The 19,982-nt window shown below is 68.9% G+C and carries 25 protein-coding genes; 13 read left to right on the top strand and 12 right to left on the bottom strand.

All coding sequences use genetic code 11. The features are described from left to right. Nucleotides 1-3 precede the first annotated feature (3 nt). Together C1I89_RS25290 and xerC are read left to right on the top strand one after the other, a co-directional pair. Nucleotides 4-681 carry a DUF484 family protein gene (locus C1I89_RS25290; protein ID WP_102775136.1) on the top strand — a complete coding sequence of 226 codons (678 nt, stop codon included), beginning with the start codon at nucleotides 4-6 and terminating at the stop codon, nucleotides 679-681. 1 nt (nucleotide 682) lies between these two features. Further along, nucleotides 683-1,666: a tyrosine recombinase XerC gene (gene xerC / locus C1I89_RS25285; RefSeq protein ID WP_102775135.1), complete on the top strand. Its 984-nt coding sequence runs from the start codon at nucleotides 683-685 to the stop codon at nucleotides 1,664-1,666. Between the two features lies 1 nt (nucleotide 1,667). On the opposite strand, the gene C1I89_RS25280 is transcribed toward xerC, so the two are convergent. The 6 genes from C1I89_RS25280 to C1I89_RS34655 are packed head-to-tail and all read right to left on the bottom strand — an operon-like array spanning nucleotide 1,668 to nucleotide 5,977. Further along, nucleotides 1,668-2,618 (bottom strand): nickel/cobalt transporter, encoded by a 951-nt coding sequence (locus C1I89_RS25280; RefSeq protein WP_102775376.1) that lies wholly within the window; start codon nucleotides 2,616-2,618, stop codon nucleotides 1,668-1,670. After that, nucleotides 2,609-3,202 carry a DUF1007 family protein gene (locus C1I89_RS25275; protein WP_246842542.1) on the bottom strand — a complete coding sequence of 198 codons (594 nt, stop codon included), beginning with the start codon at nucleotides 3,200-3,202 and terminating at the stop codon, nucleotides 2,609-2,611. The genes C1I89_RS25280 and C1I89_RS25275 overlap by 10 nt, the downstream gene beginning before the upstream one ends. A gap of 50 nt (nucleotides 3,203-3,252) precedes the next feature. After that, nucleotides 3,253-4,221 (bottom strand): metal ABC transporter substrate-binding protein, encoded by a 969-nt coding sequence (locus tag C1I89_RS25270; RefSeq protein WP_102775133.1) that lies wholly within the window; start codon nucleotides 4,219-4,221, stop codon nucleotides 3,253-3,255. An 18-nt stretch (nucleotides 4,222-4,239) separates the two neighbouring features. Beyond that, entirely contained in the window at nucleotides 4,240-5,106 is an 867-nt protein-coding gene (locus C1I89_RS25265; protein ID WP_102775132.1) for a metal ABC transporter permease, read from the bottom strand. Further along, the gene (locus tag C1I89_RS25260) at nucleotides 5,103-5,822 is read right to left on the bottom strand and encodes a metal ABC transporter ATP-binding protein (protein WP_102775131.1); all 720 of its coding nucleotides are present in this window, start codon (nucleotides 5,820-5,822) and stop codon (nucleotides 5,103-5,105) included. Before C1I89_RS25260 ends, C1I89_RS25265 begins: the two co-directional genes overlap by 4 nt. After that, on the bottom strand, nucleotides 5,819-5,977 hold the full coding sequence (locus tag C1I89_RS34655; protein ID WP_168202284.1) for a hypothetical protein: 159 nt from the start codon (nucleotides 5,975-5,977) through the stop codon (nucleotides 5,819-5,821). Before C1I89_RS34655 ends, C1I89_RS25260 begins: the two co-directional genes overlap by 4 nt. 152 nt (nucleotides 5,978-6,129) lie before the next feature. Between C1I89_RS34655 and C1I89_RS25255 the strand changes: the two genes are divergently transcribed. The 5 genes from C1I89_RS25255 to hslU all read left to right on the top strand — a co-directional run bounded on the left by C1I89_RS25255 (nucleotide 6,130) and on the right by hslU (nucleotide 10,786). Beyond that, nucleotides 6,130-6,636 carry a Fur family transcriptional regulator gene (locus C1I89_RS25255; protein WP_102775130.1) on the top strand — a complete coding sequence of 169 codons (507 nt, stop codon included), beginning with the start codon at nucleotides 6,130-6,132 and terminating at the stop codon, nucleotides 6,634-6,636. 397 nt (nucleotides 6,637-7,033) lie between these two features. Next, complete coding sequence (locus C1I89_RS25250; RefSeq protein WP_102775129.1) at nucleotides 7,034-8,152, top strand: CobW family GTP-binding protein; 1,119 nt, start codon at nucleotides 7,034-7,036, stop codon at nucleotides 8,150-8,152. 124 nt (nucleotides 8,153-8,276) lie between these two features. Next, the gene (gene dksA, locus C1I89_RS25245; protein WP_102775128.1) at nucleotides 8,277-8,741 is read left to right on the top strand and encodes an RNA polymerase-binding protein DksA; all 465 of its coding nucleotides are present in this window, start codon (nucleotides 8,277-8,279) and stop codon (nucleotides 8,739-8,741) included. Nucleotides 8,742-8,858: 117 nt separating this feature from the next. Further along, nucleotides 8,859-9,398 carry an ATP-dependent protease subunit HslV gene (gene hslV / locus C1I89_RS25240; RefSeq protein WP_102775127.1) on the top strand — a complete coding sequence of 180 codons (540 nt, stop codon included), beginning with the start codon at nucleotides 8,859-8,861 and terminating at the stop codon, nucleotides 9,396-9,398. A gap of 53 nt (nucleotides 9,399-9,451) precedes the next feature. Beyond that, the gene (hslU, locus tag C1I89_RS25235) at nucleotides 9,452-10,786 is read left to right on the top strand and encodes an ATP-dependent protease ATPase subunit HslU (protein ID WP_102775126.1); all 1,335 of its coding nucleotides are present in this window, start codon (nucleotides 9,452-9,454) and stop codon (nucleotides 10,784-10,786) included. Nucleotides 10,787-10,854: 68 nt separating this feature from the next. Here the strand turns inward: hslU and C1I89_RS25230 are convergent, their stop codons facing one another. Then, nucleotides 10,855-11,160, bottom strand: a complete 306-nt coding sequence (locus C1I89_RS25230) for a copper-binding protein (protein ID WP_102775125.1) — start codon at nucleotides 11,158-11,160, stop codon at nucleotides 10,855-10,857. Nucleotides 11,161-11,360: 200 nt separating this feature from the next. Between C1I89_RS25230 and C1I89_RS25225 the strand changes: the two genes are divergently transcribed. Genes C1I89_RS25225 through rfbC form a run of 5 tightly spaced genes read left to right on the top strand, consistent with a single transcriptional unit; the run spans nucleotide 11,361 to nucleotide 15,319 of the window. Next, complete coding sequence (locus C1I89_RS25225; protein WP_102775124.1) at nucleotides 11,361-11,915, top strand: cob(I)yrinic acid a,c-diamide adenosyltransferase; 555 nt, start codon at nucleotides 11,361-11,363, stop codon at nucleotides 11,913-11,915. A gap of 15 nt (nucleotides 11,916-11,930) precedes the next feature. Then, nucleotides 11,931-12,992, top strand: coding sequence for a dTDP-glucose 4,6-dehydratase (rfbB, locus tag C1I89_RS25220; RefSeq protein WP_102775123.1), 1,062 nt, complete (start codon nucleotides 11,931-11,933; stop codon nucleotides 12,990-12,992). 10 nt (nucleotides 12,993-13,002) lie between these two features. After that, on the top strand, nucleotides 13,003-13,914 hold the full coding sequence (rfbD, locus tag C1I89_RS25215; protein WP_102775122.1) for a dTDP-4-dehydrorhamnose reductase: 912 nt from the start codon (nucleotides 13,003-13,005) through the stop codon (nucleotides 13,912-13,914). Beyond that, the gene (rfbA, locus tag C1I89_RS25210; RefSeq protein ID WP_102775121.1) at nucleotides 13,896-14,777 is read left to right on the top strand and encodes a glucose-1-phosphate thymidylyltransferase RfbA; all 882 of its coding nucleotides are present in this window, start codon (nucleotides 13,896-13,898) and stop codon (nucleotides 14,775-14,777) included. The genes rfbD and rfbA overlap by 19 nt, the downstream gene beginning before the upstream one ends. Then, on the top strand, nucleotides 14,777-15,319 hold the full coding sequence (rfbC, locus tag C1I89_RS25205; protein ID WP_102775120.1) for a dTDP-4-dehydrorhamnose 3,5-epimerase: 543 nt from the start codon (nucleotides 14,777-14,779) through the stop codon (nucleotides 15,317-15,319). Before rfbA ends, rfbC begins: the two co-directional genes overlap by 1 nt. A gap of 1 nt (nucleotide 15,320) precedes the next feature. Here rfbC and lipA read toward each other — a convergent pair whose 3' ends face one another. Continuing rightward, nucleotides 15,321-16,325, bottom strand: a complete 1,005-nt coding sequence (gene lipA, locus C1I89_RS25200; protein WP_102775119.1) for a lipoyl synthase — start codon at nucleotides 16,323-16,325, stop codon at nucleotides 15,321-15,323. A 170-nt stretch (nucleotides 16,326-16,495) separates the two neighbouring features. On the opposite strand from lipA, the gene C1I89_RS25195 reads away from it, so the two are divergent. Then, nucleotides 16,496-17,308, top strand: coding sequence for a LacI family DNA-binding transcriptional regulator (locus C1I89_RS25195; RefSeq protein WP_102775118.1), 813 nt, complete (start codon nucleotides 16,496-16,498; stop codon nucleotides 17,306-17,308). Nucleotides 17,309-17,313: 5 nt separating this feature from the next. Here the strand turns inward: C1I89_RS25195 and C1I89_RS25190 are convergent, their stop codons facing one another. From C1I89_RS25190 to C1I89_RS25175, 4 genes are all read right to left on the bottom strand, one after another. Beyond that, nucleotides 17,314-18,039, bottom strand: a complete 726-nt coding sequence (locus C1I89_RS25190; protein WP_102775117.1) for a tetratricopeptide repeat protein — start codon at nucleotides 18,037-18,039, stop codon at nucleotides 17,314-17,316. After that, nucleotides 18,036-18,677: a lipoyl(octanoyl) transferase LipB gene (gene lipB / locus C1I89_RS25185; RefSeq protein WP_102775116.1), complete on the bottom strand. Its 642-nt coding sequence runs from the start codon at nucleotides 18,675-18,677 to the stop codon at nucleotides 18,036-18,038. Before lipB ends, C1I89_RS25190 begins: the two co-directional genes overlap by 4 nt. Nucleotides 18,678-18,690: 13 nt before the next feature. Beyond that, a complete protein-coding gene (locus C1I89_RS25180; protein ID WP_102775115.1) occupies nucleotides 18,691-18,963 on the bottom strand; it encodes a YbeD family protein in 273 nt (90 codons plus the stop codon). Between the two features lie 99 nt (nucleotides 18,964-19,062). Next, the gene (locus C1I89_RS25175; protein WP_102775114.1) at nucleotides 19,063-19,929 is read right to left on the bottom strand and encodes a D-amino acid aminotransferase; all 867 of its coding nucleotides are present in this window, start codon (nucleotides 19,927-19,929) and stop codon (nucleotides 19,063-19,065) included. Nucleotides 19,930-19,982: the final 53 nt, after the last annotated feature.

Below are 19,982 nucleotides of genomic sequence, written 5' to 3'. Positions count from 1 at the left end.
GCCATGACTGATACCGCTCTCACCGCCCAGGACATCGCCGTCTTCCTGCAGGACAACCCGGGCTTTTTCGACGAACACGCCGACGTCTTCGCCACGCTGCAAGTGCCCCATCCGCACGGCTCGCGCGCGATTTCGCTGGGCGAACGCCAGATCATGACGCTGCGCGAGCGCAACCGCGAACTGGAATGGCGCCTCAACGAGCTGGTGCGCAACGCCACCGCCAACGAAACCATCGGCACGCACGTGGCCAAGTGGTGCAGCCGCATGCTGTCCGAATGCGACCCGCAGCGCGTGCCGGGCGAGATCGCGCTGGGCCTGGCCGAGCAGTTCGACCTGAACCACGTGGCGCTGCGCCTGTGGGACCTGTCGGAGCTGCCCCCGACCGGCTATGGCGAGCCCGTCTCGCAGGACGTGCGCACCTTCACCGACAGCCTCAAGACGCCGTACTGCGGCAACGACACCGGCTTCGAAGCCGCCGGCTGGCTGGACGCCAAGCCCCAGTCGCTGGCGCTGGTGCCGCTGCGCCTGGAAGCCGACGGCCCGGCCGTCGGCCTGCTGGTGCTGGGCTCGGACGACCCCGCCCGCTTCACGCCGGAAATGGGCACCACCTTCCTGGAGTCCATCGCCCAGCTGGCCTCGGCCGCGCTGCACCGCCTGAATCCGGCCAGCCCCAAGGCCTAGCATGGCAGAGGCCGCCCACGACACCGCCCCGGCGCCCCTGCCCGACGCGATGGGCGCCTGGCTGCAGTATCTGGCGGCCAACCGCCGCTATTCGCCCCATACGCTGGACGGCTACCGCCGCGAACTGCACTTCCTGCGCGCCCTGGTCGACAAGGCCGGGCTGCCGCTGGAGCAGGTCGGCAACGGCCACATCCGCCAGTTCGTGGCGCGCCTGCACGCCGAGGGCCGCGGCCCGCGCAGCCTGGCGCGCACGCTGGCGGCCTGGCGCGGCTTCTATCAATGGTGGGCGCCGGCGGCCGGGCTGGCCGGCAATCCGGTGGCGGGCGTGCGCGCGCCCAAGGCCCCGCGCGGCCTGCCCAAGGCCTTGTCGGTGGAACAGACCCAGGCGCTGCTGGACCGCGCCCCCGCGCAGGTGGCGACCGAGCCCGCCGCGCTGCGCGACCAGGCCATGTTCGAACTGCTTTATTCCAGCGGCCTGCGGCTGTCCGAGCTGGTCGGGCTGGACCTGCGCTACGAGCGCGCCGACGGCTATGAATCGCGCGGCTGGCTGAACCTGGACGAAGCCGAGGTCGTGGTGCTGGGCAAGGGCGGCAAGCGCCGCTCCGTGCCGGTCGGCCACGCGGCCCTGGAAGCCTTGCGCAAATGGATCGCCGCGCGCCCGCAGCTCGCGCCCTTCAGCGCGCCGCCGGCCGACGCCGCCGCGCTGTTCCTGGGCGCGCGCGGACGCCGCATCTCGCCGCGCGTGGTGCAGCTGCAGCTGGCGCGCGTGGCGCAAGCGGCCGGCGTGCCCACCCACGTGCATCCGCACGTGCTGCGCCACAGCTTCGCCAGCCACGTGCTGCAATCCGCGCAGGACCTGCGCGCCGTGCAGGAAATGCTGGGCCACGCCAACATCTCCACCACCCAGGTCTACACCCGGCTGGACTTCCAGCATCTGGCCCGCGCCTACGACCAGGCCCATCCGCGCGCCGGCCGCAAGTCCTGACCTAGCCGCCCGCGGCCAGCGCGCCGCCCAGCAGCATCACCCCCAGCAACAGCACGGCAAGCGCCGCCAGCGCCTGCACGCCGTAGCGCAGGCGCGCCGCGCTCGCGCCCGAAAGCCGGCGCCCCAGGCGGTCGGCCGCGCCGCCGGCCGCCACGGCCAGCATGGCCAGCGCCGCGACGGTCAGGCCCGTGCCCGCGCCCATCGCCAGCGCCGAGGCCACGCCGGCCAGGAAAAAGCCCTGAGACAAGGCGAACACCAGCACGATCAGCGCGCCGCTGCAGGGCCGCAGGCCCACGGCCAGCACCGCCGACACGGCGCGCCGGCGGTCCAGCGGGCCGGCCACGCTTGCCGCCTCGGGCGCATGCGCGTGCCCGCAGCCGCAATCGTGTGCGTGCGCGTGGACGTGCGCGGAAGTGGCGGCGCGCGCGCGCAGCGGACGGATCGCCCTGGCCCAGACCAGCCAGGCGCCCAGCGCCGTCACCAGCGCATACGAGGCCAGTTCCAGCCAGCGCGTAGCCGCGTTCATCAGCGCGGCGGTGGCGTTGAACGCCAGCGCCAGCACCGCCACCATCGCGATCGCCACCAGCGCCTGCACCAGCGCGGACACCAGCGCCAGCAGCGCGCCGTTGCGGGCGGTCTGGCGGTTCGCCAGCACATAGGAGGAGATCACCGCCTTGCCATGCCCCGGCCCCAGCGCGTGGAACACGCCGTAGGCGAACGACAGCCCGACCAGGGCCCAGGCCGCGCCGCCGTCCTGCTGCCAGGCGCGCACCGCGCCCGTCAGCTGGCGATAGAAATGCGATTGCCAGACGGCGACCTGGCCGAAGACGCCCGACAGCCAGCCCGGCCCGCCCGCGCCGCCACTTTCCGGCACGCCGAACGGATGCGCGCCCTGCGCCGCCGCCGCGCTCCATCCCAGCCACAGCAGCAGCGCGGCCGCAGCTACAGGCAGCGCACCTCGATGCGATGCGTGAGCCCCTTGGTGATGGCGAAGAGTTCGTCGGGCAACGCGTCCGGGTCGGCCGGTATCGCGGCCAGTTGCTGCAGGGTTTTCCAATCCAGTTCCTTGGGCTTGCGGTACGCCGACGTACAGGACGCGCCTTGCGGGCCGCCAAGCGCGACCGCGTCCTTGGCGTCGAAGGCGTAGGCGACAAAGTAGGTCGGGTCGTAGATGTCCACTTGCGCGCCTGCCGCGCCCGGCGCCGCCGGCTCGGCCAGGGGCAGCGTGAAGGACAGGCTCAGCCGCCCGGTCTTGGGGTTCCAGTCGACGCGCGCGTCCTGCGGCGCGCCGAAGGCCAGGCTCTTGCCATCCACCGTGACGCGGGTGAAGTAGTGCGTGACGGGTTCGCCCAGCGCCTTCATCCAATCCTGCGCCATGCCCCGCAGGACATCCGGCGCCAGCGCGCCGTTGCGGTCCTTCTTTAGGCCTTGCGTGGCGTAGGCCCCGAACATCTCGTCGAACAGCCATACCTGCCGCAGCGCCGTGATGCGCCGCCCGGCGTCGATCTCGACGGCCGCGCGGGCGTCTATCCACATATGCGGATGCGCGCCGGCGTCGCCGGCGGCCAGCAAGGACGCGGCGGCGCTCAGGGCCGCAAGGCCGCGGCGAGCTGGCGTGCGTTCCATTCGAACATCTCCAGATAAGTAGCGCCGGGCTGGCCGGCCTTGGACAGCGCATCGGAATACAGCGTGCCGCCCACCCTGGCGCCGGTTTCGCGCGCGATCTGCTCGACCAGCCTGGGGCTGCTGATATTTTCCACGAACACCGCCGGCACGCGCTCGCGCCTGACCTGCCCGATGATGCGCGCCACCTCGGCCGCCGACGGCTCGGCGTCGGTGGACACGCCCATCGCGGCAATGAAGTCCACCCCGTAGGCGTCGCCGAAATAGCCGAAGGCGTCGTGCGAGGTCACGACCTTGCGGCGCTCGGCCGGGATCGCGGCGAAGGTCTTGCGGGTCTCGGCGTCCAGCGCCTGCAGGCGCGCGATGTAGGCCTGCGCGCGCTGGCGGTAGGCCGGGGCGCGCGCCGGGTCGGCGGCGGCCAGGCCTTCGGCCACGTTACGGGCGTAGATCACGCCGTTGGACAGGTCCTGCCAGGCGTGCGGGTCCAGGTCGCCGTGATGGTGGCCATGATCGTGGCCGGCGTCGTCGTCATGATCGTGGCCGTGGTCGTGGTCGTGATCGTGTTCCTCCCGCGGCCCGGCGAACTTGCGCGGGGCCACGCCCTGCGAGGCCACCACGGTCAGGCCGGAAAAGCCCGCGGACTTCGCCAGGCGCGGCATCCAGGTCTCGAAATCCAGGCCGTTGACGAACAGCACGCGGGCGGCGGACAGCTGCTTCGCATCGCTGGGCGTGGGCTCGTACTCGTGCGCGTCGCCATCGGGGCCGACCAGCGTGGCCACGCTGACGTCGTCGCCGCCCACCTCGCGCACGATGTCGCCCAGGATGGAAAAACTGGCCACCGCCCGCAGCGGCGCATCGGCGGGCGCGGCGCCGGACGCAGCCGCAAGAGAGAAACCGGCCGCGGCCAGCAGCGCGCGGAAAACGGAACCCATGTCGAATCTCCTTTTGAATCAGGCCGGCCGCATGCGGCGCGGGGTGCGCAGCAGCCCGCCTTGCGGGCCGCCCACGACGGAAAACAGATAACCGGCGCCGGCGGCCAGGATGATGGCAGGCGAGGCCGGCACGTCGAAGTGGTACGACACGAGCAGCCCGGCCACCGACGCCGCCACGCCCAGGCCCGCGGCCAGCCCGATCTGGCCGGCTGCGGAACGGACCCAGAACCGCGCCGCGGCGGCGGGCAACATCATGATCCCGACCACCATCAAGGTGCCCAGCACCTGGAACCCCGCCACCAGGTTCACCACCACCAGCACCAGAAAGCCCATGTGGACGCGGCTGCCCGCGCCGCCGGCGGCGCGCAGGAAGCCCGGGTCCAGGCATTCGGCCACCAGCAGCCGGTAGATCGCGGCCAGCGCCAGCAGGGTCGCGCTGGCCACCGCCGTCACCAGCAGCAGCGCCGCGTCGTCCAGGCCCAGCAGCGTGCCGAACAGCACGTGCAGCAGATCCATGTTGGAGCCGCGCAGCGACACCAGCAGCACGCCCAGCCCCAGCGAGATCAGGTAGAACGCGGCGAAGCTGGCGTCCTCGCGCAGCGGCGTGAGCCTGGCCACCAGGCCCGCCAGCAGGGCCACGGCCAGGCCCGTGGCGATGCCGCCCAGCATCATCGCGCCCAGCGACAGGCCCGACAGCAGAAAGCCCGCCGCCACGCCGGGCAGGATGGCGTGCGACATCGCATCGCCCATCAGGCTCATGCGCCGCAGCACCAGGAACACGCCGAGCGGCGCCGCGCCCAGCGACAGCGCGCAGGCGCCGGCCAGCGCCCGCCGCATGAAGCCGTAGTCCAGGAAGGGCGACACCACCCATTGCGCCAGGCTCATGCCGCGAACTCCGCGCGCCAGGCGCGCGCCGCCCGCAGATGCGCGTCGTCGAGCGCGCCGGCGGTATCGCCCCAGGCCACCACCGAGCCGGAAAGCAGCAGGCATTCGGGAAAGTGATCGCGCACCAGGTCCAGGTCGTGCAGCACCGCGATCACGGTCCGGCCCTGGCCGTGCAGGCCGCAAAGCAAGGCCATCAGTTCGTCGGCCGTATGGCTGTCGACGGCGGCGAAGGGCTCGTCCAGCAGCAGTACCGGCGCGTCCTGCACCAGCATGCGCGCAAACAGCGCGCGCTGCATCTGGCCGCCGGACAGCGCGCCCACGGCGCGCCCGGCCGCGTCGGCCAGGCCCACCGTTTCCAGCGCGGCCATGCAGCGCTCCAGTTCCTCGCCCGCGACGCGGCGCCATCCGCCCACGCGGCGCCACGCGCCCATGGCTGCCAGTTCCAGCACCGTGGCGGGAAACGAGCGGTCCAGCTCGGCGGCCTGCGGCAGCCACGCCAGCCCGGCGCGGCCGGCGCCGGTCACGCGCACGCTGCCACTCATGGGGCGCAGCACGCCCATGATGCCTTTGATCAGCGTGGACTTGCCGGCGCCGTTGGGCCCCACCACGGCGGTCATGCCGCCGGCCGCGAAACGTCCCGACACCGACTTCAGCGCGGCATGGCCATGCCAGCCGAAAGAGGCGTTGTCGAGCTCGATGGCGATGGGCGCGCTCATCGCGGCCACCAGTCCAGCGCCCAGCCGGTCAGGGCCCACAAGACCGCGGCCACGGCCAGCGCGATCGCCATGCGGCGCCAGGCGGAGACGAGAAAAGCGGAGCGCGCGGGCGGCGCGGCGCCCGGCCGCGCGGGCAACAGCGTGAAATGCGACATCGGAGATCGGGCAATGGGATCGAAGATTTTATTATGTTATATCATAACTAAAATCTTGATTGACCGGGTTTCGCCCGCATCTGGGTGTTTTCTGCTACCTTCCAGGCATCTCGCGCGCATCGCGCGCGTCAGCCATACACATGAAGCCAGCCATGCCCGCAACGCCCCGCTCTCCCCGCAGCGACACCGTGGACGCCCAGCTCGGCGTCGCCGAGACGCTGTGCGAGCAGCGCGGACGCCGCCTCACCCCCATCCGCCGCAAGGTGCTGGAGCTGCTGCTGCGCCATGGCCGCAGCCTGAAGGCCTACGAATTGCTGGACGCCATGCGCGCGGTGCACCCCGGCGCCGCGCCGCCCACGGTCTACCGCGCGCTCGACTTCCTGATGGACGAGGGCCTGATCCACCGCCTGGACGCGGTCAACGCCTGGAGCGCCTGCCATGACGCCGGCGGCGCCCCGCACGACCTGCTGGTGGTCTGTACCGGCTGCGGCGCGGTCGCCGAAGTGTCCGACCCGGCCATGAGCCGGCAGCTGGCCGAACGCGTCGCCCAGACCGGCTATGCCCTGGCCACGCACGAAACCGAAATCCGCGCGCTGTGTCCGCAATGCCAGAAAAAGCAGCCCGCCGAGGCCGCCGGCCACCATCACCACCAGCACTGAATCGCGCCGCCGCGCCTCGCTTCATCCCTGCGGTCTCATGCTTTTGGCGTAGCGCCGCGCCGGCCTGCCCGGCCATGCGGACGGATCCGCTCTTGAAATCCGGAAAACCGTCCCAAAATAGGGTTATCGCCGGGCACGCGACGGCGTACGGCCGCGATCCGGGAGGCCGCGGGCCAAGGGTTGACCCTGGGTTTGCCCCCTGCCCCCGACTGTGCTGTAATCCTGCGTCCGGCCGCTGTCGGCGGCCTTTGCAGCCCGTGGCAAACACGCCTTTCGGCCAGGATCGGAAACTCCGGTCCACAGGGCAGGGCAATCGCCGGAATCACACCTTCCGGAATTGCAGTCCCGGCGCCGAGAGTTCCGTTTAACGCCTTGACTTCACGCTAGCAGCTTCGCCATGAATACCCCGCGCAGTTTGGACAAAATGGTTCCCGTCACCATCCTCACCGGCTTTCTCGGTGCGGGCAAGACCACCCTGCTCAAACGCATCCTGACCGAATATCATGGCCGCCGCGTCGCGGTCATCGAAAACGAATTCGGGCCGGAAAGCATCGACAACGACCTGCTGGTGCAGGACAGCAACGAGGAAATCATCGAGCTGTCCAACGGCTGCGTCTGCTGCACGGTGCGCGGCGACCTGATGCGCACGCTGGGCGAACTGCGCGCCAAGCGCGAAGCCGGCGAACTGAATTTCGAACGCGTCATCATCGAAACGACCGGCATGGCCAATCCCGGCCCCGTCTGCCAGACGTTCTTCATGGATGACGACATCGCCGAGTACTACCGCCTGGACGCGGTGATCACCGTGGTCGACGCCAAGCACGGCATGGCCACCCTCAACGAACAGCCCGAGGCCCAGAAGCAGGTCGGTTTCGCCGACCGCATCCTGGTCTCCAAGAAAGACCTGGTCAACGAAGTCGACTACGAAGCGCTGCGCCACCGCCTGGTTCACATGAACCCGCGCGCGCCGATCACCCCCGTCAACTTCGGCGACGCCGACCTGAAGTCCATCATCGACATCAGCGGCTTCAACCTGAATTCCATTCTGGACATCGACCCGGAATTCCTGGCCGATGAGCACCCCGACGCCGCCCATTCCCATGGGCACGATCACGACCACGGCCACGATCATGGCCACGATCACGATCATGACCACGAAGGCGAATGCGGGGCGCACTGCAATCATGCCCACCATCACCACCACCACCAGCACGACGATGAAATCGGCGCGTTCGTGTTCCGCTCCAACAAGCCGTTCGATCCCGCCCGGCTCGAGGAATTCCTGGGTGGCGTGGTGCAGGTCTATGGTCCCGACCTGATGCGCTACAAGGGCATCCTGTACATGAAGGGCATCAACCGCCGCATGTTGTTCCAGGGTGTGCACATGATGATGGGCGCCGAACCCGGCAAGCCGTGGACCGCGGCCGAGAAACCGTCCACCAAGATGGTGTTCATCGGACGCAAGCTGCCCCAGGAGATTTTTACCCGGGGCTTGGAGCAGTGCCTGGCGGGGTAATCCCCCTTCCTGACGTGACGCGATGCGACGAAGGCAGTACTGTGAGGTACGAATAGCGTAGGCAACAAGTAACGGACGGGGAATGGACGCCCGCGCCAGGATCGATTCATAGTGGAGTGTTTTCATGGCTACCAAGGCAGCAACCAAGAAACCAAGCAAGTCGACGAGCGATACGGCGATTGATCTGCCCAGCGAAAAAGAATTGCTGGCCATGCCCGAGTCCGACTATATGAACGACCGCCAGCTGGCGTTCTTCAAGGAACGGCTCAAACAACTCGAACAGGACATCCTGGCCAACGCCGGCGAAACCACCGAGCACCTGCGTGAAACGCAGTTCGTGCCCGACCCCGCCGACCGCGCCACGATCGAAGAAGAACACGCCCTCGAGCTGCGCACCCGCGACCGCGAGCGCAAGCTGCTGAAGAAGGTGCAACAGTCCATCGCCCGCATCGACAGCGGCGAATACGGCTGGTGTGAAGAAACCGGCGAACCCATCGGCATTCCGCGCCTGCTGGCCCGCCCCACGGCCACCCTGTCGCTGGAAGCCCAGGAGCGCCGCGAAATGCGCCAGAAGCTGTACGGCGACTGATCCGTCCCGTATTCGCCCCGTCCCGAAAAGGCTATGCTGGTTTTCCGGCATGGCCTTTTTTCTCGTCTTGATTTTTACGCGGCCGCCCCCAGCTAATCCCTTCATAGGAAGGAACGCATGGAACAATTTCACGCCACCACCATCGTGTGCGTGCGCCGCGGCAACCGCGTCGCACTGGGCGGCGATGGCCAGGTCACCCTGGGCAACATCGTCATCAAGGGCACGGCCCGCAAGATCCGCCGCCTGTACCACGACAAGATTCTTGCCGGTTTCGCCGGCGCCACGGCCGACGCATTCACGCTGCAGGAACGCTTCGAGGCCAAGCTCGAAAAACACCAGGGCAACCTGATGCGCGCCGCGGTCGAACTGACCCGCGACTGGCGCACCGACCGCGTGCTGCGCCGGCTCGAAGCCATGCTGATCGTGGCCGACGCCGAGCACACCCTGGTGCTGACCGGCAACGGCGACGTGCTCGAACCCGAACACGGCCTGGCCGCCATCGGTTCCGGCGGCGCCTACGCTCAATCGGCGGCGCTGGCCCTGCTGCGCAACACCGAGCTGCCGCCCGAGACCATCGTCAAGCAGTCGCTGGAAATCGCCGGCGACCTCTGCATCTACACCAACCAGAACCACGTCATCGAAACGCTGGGCGAGTAACCCGCGGCGCCGCGCCGCCGCCCAGCCTGCTCTCGCATCAAGGATTCGCCCTCATGTCCGCATCCAACATGACGCCCGGAGAGATCGTCTCCGAACTCGACAAGTACATCGTCGGCCAGAACCGCGCCAAGCGCGCCGTGGCCGTGGCGCTGCGCAACCGCTGGCGCCGCCAGCAGGTCGCCGAACCCCTGCGCCATGAAATCCACCCCAAGAACATCCTCATGATCGGCCCCACCGGCGTGGGCAAGACCGAAATCGCGCGCCGCCTGGCCAAGCTGGCCAACGCGCCCTTCATCAAGATCGAAGCCACCAAGTTCACCGAAGTGGGCTACGTGGGCCGCGACGTCGACACCATCATCCGCGACCTCACCGAATACTCGATCAAGCAGACCCGCGAACTGGAAATGCGCCGCGTGCGCACCCAGGCCGAGGACGCCGCCGAAGACCGCATCCTCGACGCCCTGGTGCCGCCGGCGCGCGGCGCCTCCGGCGAACCCGAGCGCGGCGAGGACAACAGCGCCCGCCAGACCTTCAGGAAGCGCCTGCGCGAAGGCAAGATCGACGATCTCGAAATCGAGATCGAAGTGGCCCAGGCCGTGCCGCAGATGGACGTCATGACGCCTCCCGGCATGGAAGAAATGGCCGAGCAGCTGCGCGGCATGTTCGCCGGCATGGCCCGCGACAAGAAAAAGCCCAAGAAAATGAAGGTGCGCGAAGCCTTCAAGCTGATCGTCGACGAAGAAGCCGCCAAGCGCGTCAACGAGGAAGACCTGCGCACCGTGGCGATCAACAACGTCGAACAGAACGGCATCGTCTTCCTGGACGAAATCGACAAGATCGCCGCGCGCCAGGAATCCGGCGGCGCCGACGTGTCGCGCCAGGGCGTGCAGCGCGACCTGCTGCCGCTGGTCGAAGGCACCACGGTCAACACGCGCTACGGCATGGTGCGCACCGACCACATCCTGTTCATCGCCTCCGGCGCGTTCCACCTGTCGCGCCCGTCCGACCTGATCCCCGAGCTGCAGGGCCGCTTCCCGATCCGCGTCGAACTGGAATCGCTGACCGCCGAAGACTTCGTGCGCATCCTGTCCGACACGGACGCCTCGCTGACCAAGCAGTACAAGGCCCTCATGGCCACCGAGGACCTGGAGCTGGAGTTCACCGAAGACGGCGTGCGCCGCCTGGCGGAACTGGCCTTCGAGGTCAACGAAACCACCGAAAACATCGGCGCCCGCCGCCTGTACACGGTGATGGAGAAGCTGCTCGAGGAACTGTCGTTCGACGCCACGTCCAGCCAGGACAAGCACGTCAAGATCGACGCCGCCTACGTCAACGCGCAACTGGCCGAAGCCGCCAGCAGCCAGGATCTGGCCCGCTACGTGCTGTAAGCCCTGCCCTGTCCGGCAGCAAAACGCCGTCCACCGCTGCCGCGGCGGGCGGCGTTTTTACATGGATACTAGTTGGTGATCGCCGTGACGACGTACTTGCCGCCCTGGCGCGTGGCGGTGAAACGCACCTTGTCGCCCGCCTTGATCTTGGCCAGCAGCGCCGGATCGGCCTCGTAGACCAGCGTCATCGCGGGCAGGTCCAGTTCCTTGATGGCGTCGTGCTTGATGGTGACCTTGCCCGCGGCCGGGTCCACGCGCCGCACTTCGCCGCTGGCGTCGGCCTGCTGGGCGAATGCCAGCGGCGTGGCCAGCGAAACGACGGCCATGGCGGTGGCCACGGCCATGGGTGTTGCATATTTGCGGTCAAAAGCCATTAGGCGTCCTCCATTGAACAGCGAAAGCGCGGGGCGCCCCCGCCGCTTTCCACAGTGCTAGGATACCGCCGATATGAAACAGTTCCTGCGGCAGAACGCAACAATCCTGACCGATGATTGCGCGCCGCCCCGCGAGCCGGGGCATAGGCTTACCGCCGGACGCAAACCGCATTCTCCTTTAGCCCTTCCAGGACGCACGCATGGCCAACCGTTTATCAGTCATAGCCACCCGCACGGGGGACGACGGCACCACCGGACTGGGAGACGGGTCGCGGCTGCCCAAGGACGCGCCGCGCATCGCCGCGCTGGGCGACGTGGATGAGCTGAACAGCGTCATCGGGCTGCTGCTGGCCGAATCGCCGCCGCCGGAAATTTCCGCCGACCTGCTGGCGATCCAGCACGACCTCTTCGACATGGGCGCGGAGCTGTGCATACCCGGCCACACAGCGCTGTCCGAGGCCCATATCGCCCGCCTGGACGCCCGCCTGGCCCACTACAATGCCAGCTTGCCGCCGCTGCGCGAATTCATCCTGCCCGGGGGATCGCGCGGCGCCGCGCAGGCGCACGTGGCCCGCACCGTCTGCCGCCGCGCCGAACGCGCGGTCGTGACGCTGGCCGCGACCGAGCCGGTCAAGCCGCCGGTCCGGCAATACCTGAACCGCCTGTCGGACCTGATGTTCGTACTGGCGCGTTGTATCAACCTGCATGCGGGCCAGAAAGACACGTACTGGGCGGGCGCCCAGGCGCGCCGCTAGCCCCGCTCCAAGAACATGAGCATAGTCGTCACCGGCGGAGCCGGCTTCATCGGTTCCAATTTCGTACTGGATTGGCTGGCCCATCGCGACGAACCTGTCGTCACGCTGGACAAGTTCACCTACGCCGGCAACGCCGACAACCTGGCCAGCCTGCGCGGCGACGCACGCCATGCCCTGGTGCGCGGCGACATCGGCGACGCCGCGGCCGTCTCGCGCCTGCTGCGCAAGCGCGCGCCGCGCGCGGTGATCAACTTCGCCGCCGAGACCCACGTCGACCGCTCCATCGCCGACCCCGAGGCCTTCGTCCAGGCGAACATCGTCGGCACCTCGCGCCTGCTGGACGTCGTGCGCGACTACTGGAGCGGACTGGAGCCGCAGGCCAGGGCCGGCTTCCGGTTCGTGCACGTGTCCACCGACGAGGTCTACGGCTCGCTGGACGCGGGCGCCCCGCCGTTCACCGAGACCGCGCGATACGCGCCGAACAGCCCCTATTCCGCCAGCAAGGCGGCCAGCGACCACCTGGTGCGGGCCTTCCACACCACCTACGGCCTGCCGGTGCTGACCTCCAACTGCTCCAACAACTACGGCCCCTACCAGTTCCCCGAAAAGCTCATCCCGCTGGTCATCCACAACGCGCTGGCCGGCAAGCCGCTGCCGCTGTATGGCGACGGCCGGCAGATCCGGGACTGGCTCTATGTCAGCGACCACTGCGACGCGATCCGCAAGATCCTGGAGGCCGGCAAGCCCGGCGAGACCTACAACGTGGGCGGCTGGAACGAAAAGACCAATCTCGACGTCGTGCGCCAGCTGTGCGCCCTGCTCGACGAGCTCAGCCCGCGGCCGGACGGGCGCCCGTACGCGGACCAGATCGTCCACGTCGCCGACCGCCCCGGCCATGACCGCCGCTATGCGGTCGACGCGGGCCACCTGCAGCGCACGCTGGGCTGGATGCCGGCCGAAACCTTCGAAACCGGCCTCAGAAAAACGGTACTCTGGTATCTGGGCCATCCCCAGTGGGTGGCGAACGTCACCAGTGGCGCCTATCGCGACTGGGCGAAAGAACAGTACGAGACATAGCAAGGGCGGCGTGAAAATCCTACTGTTGGGCAAGAACGGCCAGGTGGGCCGCGAGCTGTGCCGCGCGCTGGCTCCTGTGGGAGAGCTGGCGGCGCTGGGGCGCGCCGAGGCGGACCTGTGCGACCTCGACGGCCTGGGCGCGGTCCTGTCGGCGCGCCGGCCCGGCGTGATCGTCAACGCCGCGGCCTACACCGCGGTGGACCGGGCCGAAACCGACCGCGCGGCCGCGGCCCGCGTCAATGCCGAAGCGGTTGGCGTGCTTGCCCGCCATGCCGTGGCCACGCGCGCCCTGCTGGTGCACTATTCGACCGATTACGTATTCGACGGCGCGGCCGCCCGCCCCTATGTGGAAACCGACGCCCCCAACCCGATCAACGTGTACGGCGCGACCAAGCTCGCCGGCGAACAGGCCATCCGGGACGCGGGCTGCGACGCCCTGGTGTTCCGGACCAGCTGGATCCATTCCGCGCACGGCGGCAACTTCCTGAAGACGATTCTGCATCTGGCCCGCAGCCGCGACTGCCTGGACGTGGTGGCCGACCAGCATGGCGCGCCGACCTCGGCGGCGCTGGTCGCCGACATCACGGCGCTGGCCATCCGCCGGCGCCTGGACGCCCGGCTGCCAGCCGGCACCTACCATCTGGCCGCCGGCGGCTCGACCACCTGGCACGGCTACGCGCAATACATCGTGGCGGGCGCCGCGGCGCGCGGCGCGGCCCTGGCGCTGGCCCCCGAACGCATCCGTCCGGTCGCCACGCGCGACTATCCCGCCGCCGCGCGGCGGCCCCTCAACTCACGGCTGGACACCACCCTGCTGTCGCGCGCGCTGGACCTGACGCTGCCCGCATGGACCGAGCACGTCGACCGCGTGCTCGACCAGCTCATCGAACCCGGAGATTCCGCATGGCGCGCAAAGGCATAGTTCTGGCGGGCGGCTCGGGCGCCCGCCTGCACCCGGCCACCCTGGCCATCAGCAAGCAGCTGCTGCCGGTATTCGACAAGCCGATGATCTACTACCCGCTCGCCACGCTGATGCTGGCGGGCATACGCGAGATCCTCATCATCTCGACGCCGCAGGACACACCGCGCTTTTGCCAGCTCCTGGGAGACGGATCGCAATGGGGGCTGAACCTCGAATACGCCGTGCAGCCTACGCCCGACGGCCTGGCGCAGGCCTTCCTGATCGGCGCGCCCTTCATCGGCGGCGAGTCCTGCGCGCTGGTGCTGGGCGACAATATTTTCTACGGCCACGAACTGCCCAGGCTGCTGCAGCGCGCCCATGCCCGCCCGGACGGCGCCACCGTCTTCGCCTATCACGTCCAGGACCCCGAACGCTACGGCGTGGCCGAATTCGATGCGGGCGGCAAGGTGCTGTCCATCGAGGAAAAACCCGCCCAGCCGCGCTCGGGCTACGCGGTGACCGGCCTGTATTTCTACGACAACGACGTCATCGAAATCGCCCGCGGCATCCGGCCTTCGGCCCGTGGCGAACTCGAAATCACCGACGTCAACCAGCGTTATCTCGAACAGGGCCGGCTTGCGGTGGAAATCATGGGCCGGGGCTACGCCTGGCTGGACACCGGCACGCATGAATCGCTGCTCGAAGCCAGCCAGTTCATCGCCACGCTGGAACACCGCCAGGGGCTGAAGGTGGCCTGCCCCGAGGAAATCGCCTTCCGCCAGGGCTGGATCGGCGCCGACCAGCTCGAACAGCTGGCACGCCCGCTGGCCAGGAGCGGCTATGGCCAATACCTGATGCGCATCCTGGTCGACAAGGTGTTCTGATGCAAGCCATCCCGCAAGCCATTCCGGACGTGATGATCCTGGAGCCCCGCGTCCTGGCGGACGAGCGCGGCTTTTTTTTCGAGAGCTTCAACCAGCGCGATTTCGAACGATCCACCGGCCTGCAACGCAGCTTCGTGCAGGACAACCACTCGCGCTCGGCCAGGGGCGTGCTGCGCGGCCTGCACTACCAGGTCGCCCAGGCGCAGGGCAAGCTGGTGCGCGTCTGCGCCGGTGAAATCTTCGACGTGGCGGTGGACCTGCGGCGCGCCTCGCCCACCTTCGGAAAATGGGTGGGCGCCGTGCTGAGCGCCGATAACAAGCGCCAGCTATGGATACCCGAGGGCTTCGCCCACGGCTTTCTGGTGCTGTCCGACGTGGCCGAGGTGCTGTACAAGGCCACGGACTATTACGCGGCGCAGCACGAGCGCTGCATCCGCTGGGACGATCCGACGCTGGCGATAGACTGGCCCTGCGAACAGGCGCCGCGACTGTCCGACAAGGACCGCGCCGGCGCGTTGCTCGGCGACGCGCCGCTCTACTGAATCAGTTCACCCCGGCCGCATGCGCCTGCTCGTCGGCATGGTACGAAGAACGCACCATCGCGCCCACCGCCGCGTGGGAGAACCCCATCGCGTAGGCTTCGCGCTCGAACATGGCGAAGGTGTCGGGATGCGCGTAGCGCAGCACCGGCAGGTGGTGTTCGGACGGCTGCAGGTACTGGCCGATGGTCAGCATGTCCACGCCGTGCGCGCGCATGTCGCGCATCACCTGCAGGATTTCCTCGTCGGTCTCGCCCAGGCCCAGCATCAGGCCGGATTTGGTCGGGACTTCGGGATGCAGCTTCTTGAACTCGGCCAGCAGCTTCAGCGAGTGCATGTAGTCCGAGCCCGGACGCGCCTGCTTGTACAGGCGCGGCACGGTTTCCAGGTTGTGGTTCATCACGTCCGGCGGGCCGGCGTTGAGAATGGTGAGCGCGCGGTCCAGGCGGCCGCGGAAATCCGGCACCAGCACCTCGATGCGGGTGGTGGGCGACAGTTCGCGGATGTGGGTGATGCAGTCGACGAAGTGGCCGGCGCCGCCGTCGCGCAGGTCGTCGCGGTCGACCGAGGTGATCACGACATAGTTCAGCTTCATCGCGGCGATGGTGCGCGCGAGGTTTTCGGGTTCCTTGGTGTCCAGCGGGTCCGGACGGCCGTGGCCCACGTCACAGAACGGGCAGCGGCGCGTGCACTTGTCGCCCATGATCATGAAGGTGGCCGTGCCCTTGCCGAAACACTCGCCGATGTTGGGGCAGGAGGCTTCCTCGCAGACCGTGTGCAGGTTGTGTTCGCGCAGGATGCGCTTGATGTCGTAGAAACGCGAACCGGGCGCGGCGGCCTTCACGCGGATCCACTCGGGCTTCTTCAGGCGTTCGGCCGGAACGATCTTGATGGGAATGCGCGCCGTCTTGGCCTGCGATTTCTGCTTTTGCGTCGGATCGTAGGCCGCGTCCGCGGGCGTGGCGGCGGATTCGTTCGAGGGCACAGGAGACTCGGCGAGCGTGGACATTGGACACCTTCACGGCCGGCGCGCGAACGGGCCGGCTTTGGGACAAAAATGGCATTTTACCCCTGGCGGCCGGAAACGCCCCCGAAGCGGACCGATCCCAGGACGGACGGCCCGCCTCGCGGCCGGCCCGCCTGGGTTATCGTCACGCCTGACGAATCCCGGTTTTCCCCATGGCCAGCCTGCTCCCGCCCCGCCCCATCGCCCTGATCGCACCGCGCCTGGACGCCGCCCCGGCCGCCCGCGCCATGCAGGCCTGCGCCGAAGCGCTGGCGCCCGCCGGCTATTACCTGGCGGCCGCGCCCTGGCAGGACCCGGCGGCGCTGGCCATGCTGGACGCGCTGCGCCCGGCGGCCGCGCTGGTCATCGGCCCGCTGGACGACCCCGGCCTGCGGGCCGCGGTGGCCGCGCTGGAGATCCCGCTGGTCGAGACCTGGAGCGCCTCGGCGCAGCCGCCCGACGGCGCTGTCGTGGTGGACAACGAGGAAGCGGGACGCCGGGCCGCGCGGCACTTCGCGGCCAAACGCTACGCGCGGGTGGCCTGCGTCAGCGCCGACTGCCCCTGGGAACGCGCGCGGCGCGCCGGCTTCATCGGCAGCGCCGCCGCGCTGGGGCTGGAACTGGTGGCCGACATCGTGCAGCCCGAGGTGCAGCACCTGAACGACGGCCGCATGGCCTTTCTGCGCCTGCTGGCCACCAACACCATCTTCGACGCGGTGTTCTGCAGCTCCGACCTACTGGCCGCGGCCGCCGTATCGGAAGCGCATAACCGCGACCTGCACGTGCCGCAGGACCTGGCGGTGCTGGGCTTCAGCGACGACGGCAGCGCGGCCCAATGGGCGCAAGGCCTGACCACCCTGGCCGTGGACGCCGCCGACCTGGGCCGGCGCGCCGCCCGGTTCCTGCTCGACCGCCTGCAGGGCGAACGCGCCGCCGGCGAACGGGAAACGATCGAGGCCGTATTCGAGGAGCGGTTGAGCACGTAACGGGGCTACACGCCCTCGTACAACGCCGGGAATCCGCTGGCCTGCAGCATGGCGTTGGCTTCCCGCAGAAAGGCGGGGGTGGCGGTTTCGGGCACGCGGACCAGCCATTGCACGGCCTCTTCCTTGCGTCCGCGCAACAGCAGCAGGCGTCCCAGGTGGAACATGCCGCGGAAATCGCCGCCTTCGGCGCAGCGCTGGTAGCAGTCGAAGGCGCGTTCCATGTCCTGGGCGATCACGTCGCCCGCTTCGTAGTAGCGCCCGACCATACCGATGGATTTGACGTGGCCGGCCTGCGCCGCCTGCTGGTACAGCGCCAGCGCGGCGGCGGAATTCTGCGCCACGCCGCCGCGGCCGCTGCGCAGCATGTGGGCGTAGTTGTACATGCCCCAGTCCAGCCCGCGATCGGCGGCCAGCCGGAACCAGTAGGCCGCCACGGTATCGTCCGGCGCCACGCCCCAGCCGTTCTCGTAGCAGCGCCCGACCATGTTGATGGCCATGGGGTGGTCGGCGTTGGCGGCGCGCTTGAACCACGCCAGGCCGGCCGCCTGGTCGCGTTCGACGCCGGCGCCGTCGAGCAGCATCTGCCCGTAGATGGCCTGGGCCTCGGCCAGGCCCAGCTCGGCGGCCGCGCCGATCCAGGCGGCGTACTCCTCGGGCGGGCCCTGTTCGCGCAGGCGGGCCAGTTGCTCGGGCGTGGTGGCGGCGACGTCGGCCGCGCTGTAGGTCTTCATGCCGTTTCCCTCGCGCGCCGCCAGGCCTGCTGCAGATTGCGCGCCAGCGCGTCGCCGGCCTCGGTGGGCGCGCAGCGCACGCCGCAGCTGGCCATGTCGACGGTGCGCAGGCCCTGGTAGCCGCAGGGATTGATGCCCAGGAAAGGCGCCAGGTCCATTGCGACGTTGAGCGACACGCCGTGATAGGCGCGGCCGTTGCGGATCTTGATGCCGAGCGCGGCGATCTTGGCCAGCTCGCCGCCGCCGTCCGGGTCGGGCACATATACCCCCGGGGCGCCCGGCTTGCGACAGGCGTGCGCCACGCCCAGATCGGACAGCGTGTCGATGATCGCGCCTTCCAGCAGGTTCACGTATTCCTTGACGTACATGTCGGCGCGGCGCAGGTCGAACAGCGCGTACGCCATCACCTGGCCGGGGCCGTGGTAGGTGACCTGCCCGCCGCGGTCGCAGCGCACGACGGGGATGTTGCCGGGGTTGAGCACATGCTGCGGCAGCCCGGCCTGGCCCAGGGTGTAGACCGGCGCGTGTTCGCACAGCCAGATCTCATCGGGCGTATCGGCGCCGCGCAGGTTGGTATAGGCCTGCATCTCCTGCCAGGTCGACAGGTAATCCGCCGGCCGCGCGAGCCACTTGATCACGACACGCCTTGCTTCAGAGAACGATGGACACCATGGGATGGCCGTGCAGGGCGCGGTAGAGCGCGTCCAGCTGCTCGCGCGAGGTCGCGCGCACGGTGAAGGTCAGCCCCATGTAGTTGCCGCCCTTGCTGGGCCGCATTTCCACCGTCGCGGCGTCGAAGCCGGGGTCGAACTGCAGGACGACTTCGGTCAGCGTCTGCGCGAAATCGGGATGCTGCTTGCCCATCACCTTGATGGGAAAGTCGCTGGGATATTCGATGAGGGACTCTTCGGGCGGGATATGCATGATCTACCTTTTAACCTTGAGCCGGGCAGCGCGCCGGCAAGGCCGCCGGCGCGGCCCCGCCGGGGCCGCCCGATGCCGCAGGCCCGAAGGCCTTGAAGCCTAGAGCGCGGCGATGCGGGCATCATAACCCGCGCGTAGTTGCTCAAAAACGGGGCCGGGCTTACCCGCGCCCACCGGTTTGCCGTCCAGCGAGACGATGGCCAGCACTTCCTTGGTGGCCGAAGACAGCATCAGTTCGTCGGCCTGCTCGACCTCCTGGCGCGAGATGCGGCGCGATTCGAACGGGATGCCCGCCTCCGCCGCCAGCTCGCCCATCAGGCCGTAGCGGATGCCTTCCAGGATCAGGTTGTTCTTGGGCGGGGCCAGCAGCTTGCCGCCGGAAACCACCCAGATGTTGGTGGACGAGCCTTCGGTCAGGTAGCCGTCGCGGAACTGCAGCACCTCGTCGACCTGCGCGTCGACCGCCTGCTGCTTGGCCAGCACGTTGCCCAGGAGCGAGACCGACTTGATCTCGCAGTGCAGCCAGCGCTCGTCGGGGATGCTGATGGCGGACAGGCCCTGGACGCGCTGCGCGGCGGCCGGCGGCGACCAGGCCGACACCATGCCGAAGACGGTGGGCGTCACGGGAACCGACGGGAACTGGTGGTCCCGCTTGGCCACGCCGCGCGTCACCTGCAGATAGACGATGCAGGTTTCCAGCTCGGTGCGCGCCAGCAGTTGCTGGATCAGGTCGATCCAGCCGGCGCGGTCGAAGGGCTGGGCGATGCGCAGCGCCGCCAGGCTGCGGTCCAGGCGGTCGAGATGCTCGGCCATGCGGAACGCATTGCCCTGGTACACGGGCACGACTTCGTAGATGCCGTCGCCGAAAATAAAGCCGCGGTCGAGGACGGAGATCTTGGCCTCGTCCACCCGCAGGAACTCACCGTTGAGATACACCTGGCTATCGCCCGGCACGCCCGGAATCATGACGCACTCCTGAGAATCGAAGGATAGGGGCGCACCGGCAGGTCCGCCCCGGG

Source organism: Achromobacter pulmonis (assembly GCF_002885955.2).
Lineage (GTDB): Bacteria > Pseudomonadota > Gammaproteobacteria > Burkholderiales > Burkholderiaceae_B > Achromobacter > Achromobacter pulmonis_A.
This window is presented reverse-complemented; position numbering and strand designations above follow the sequence as displayed.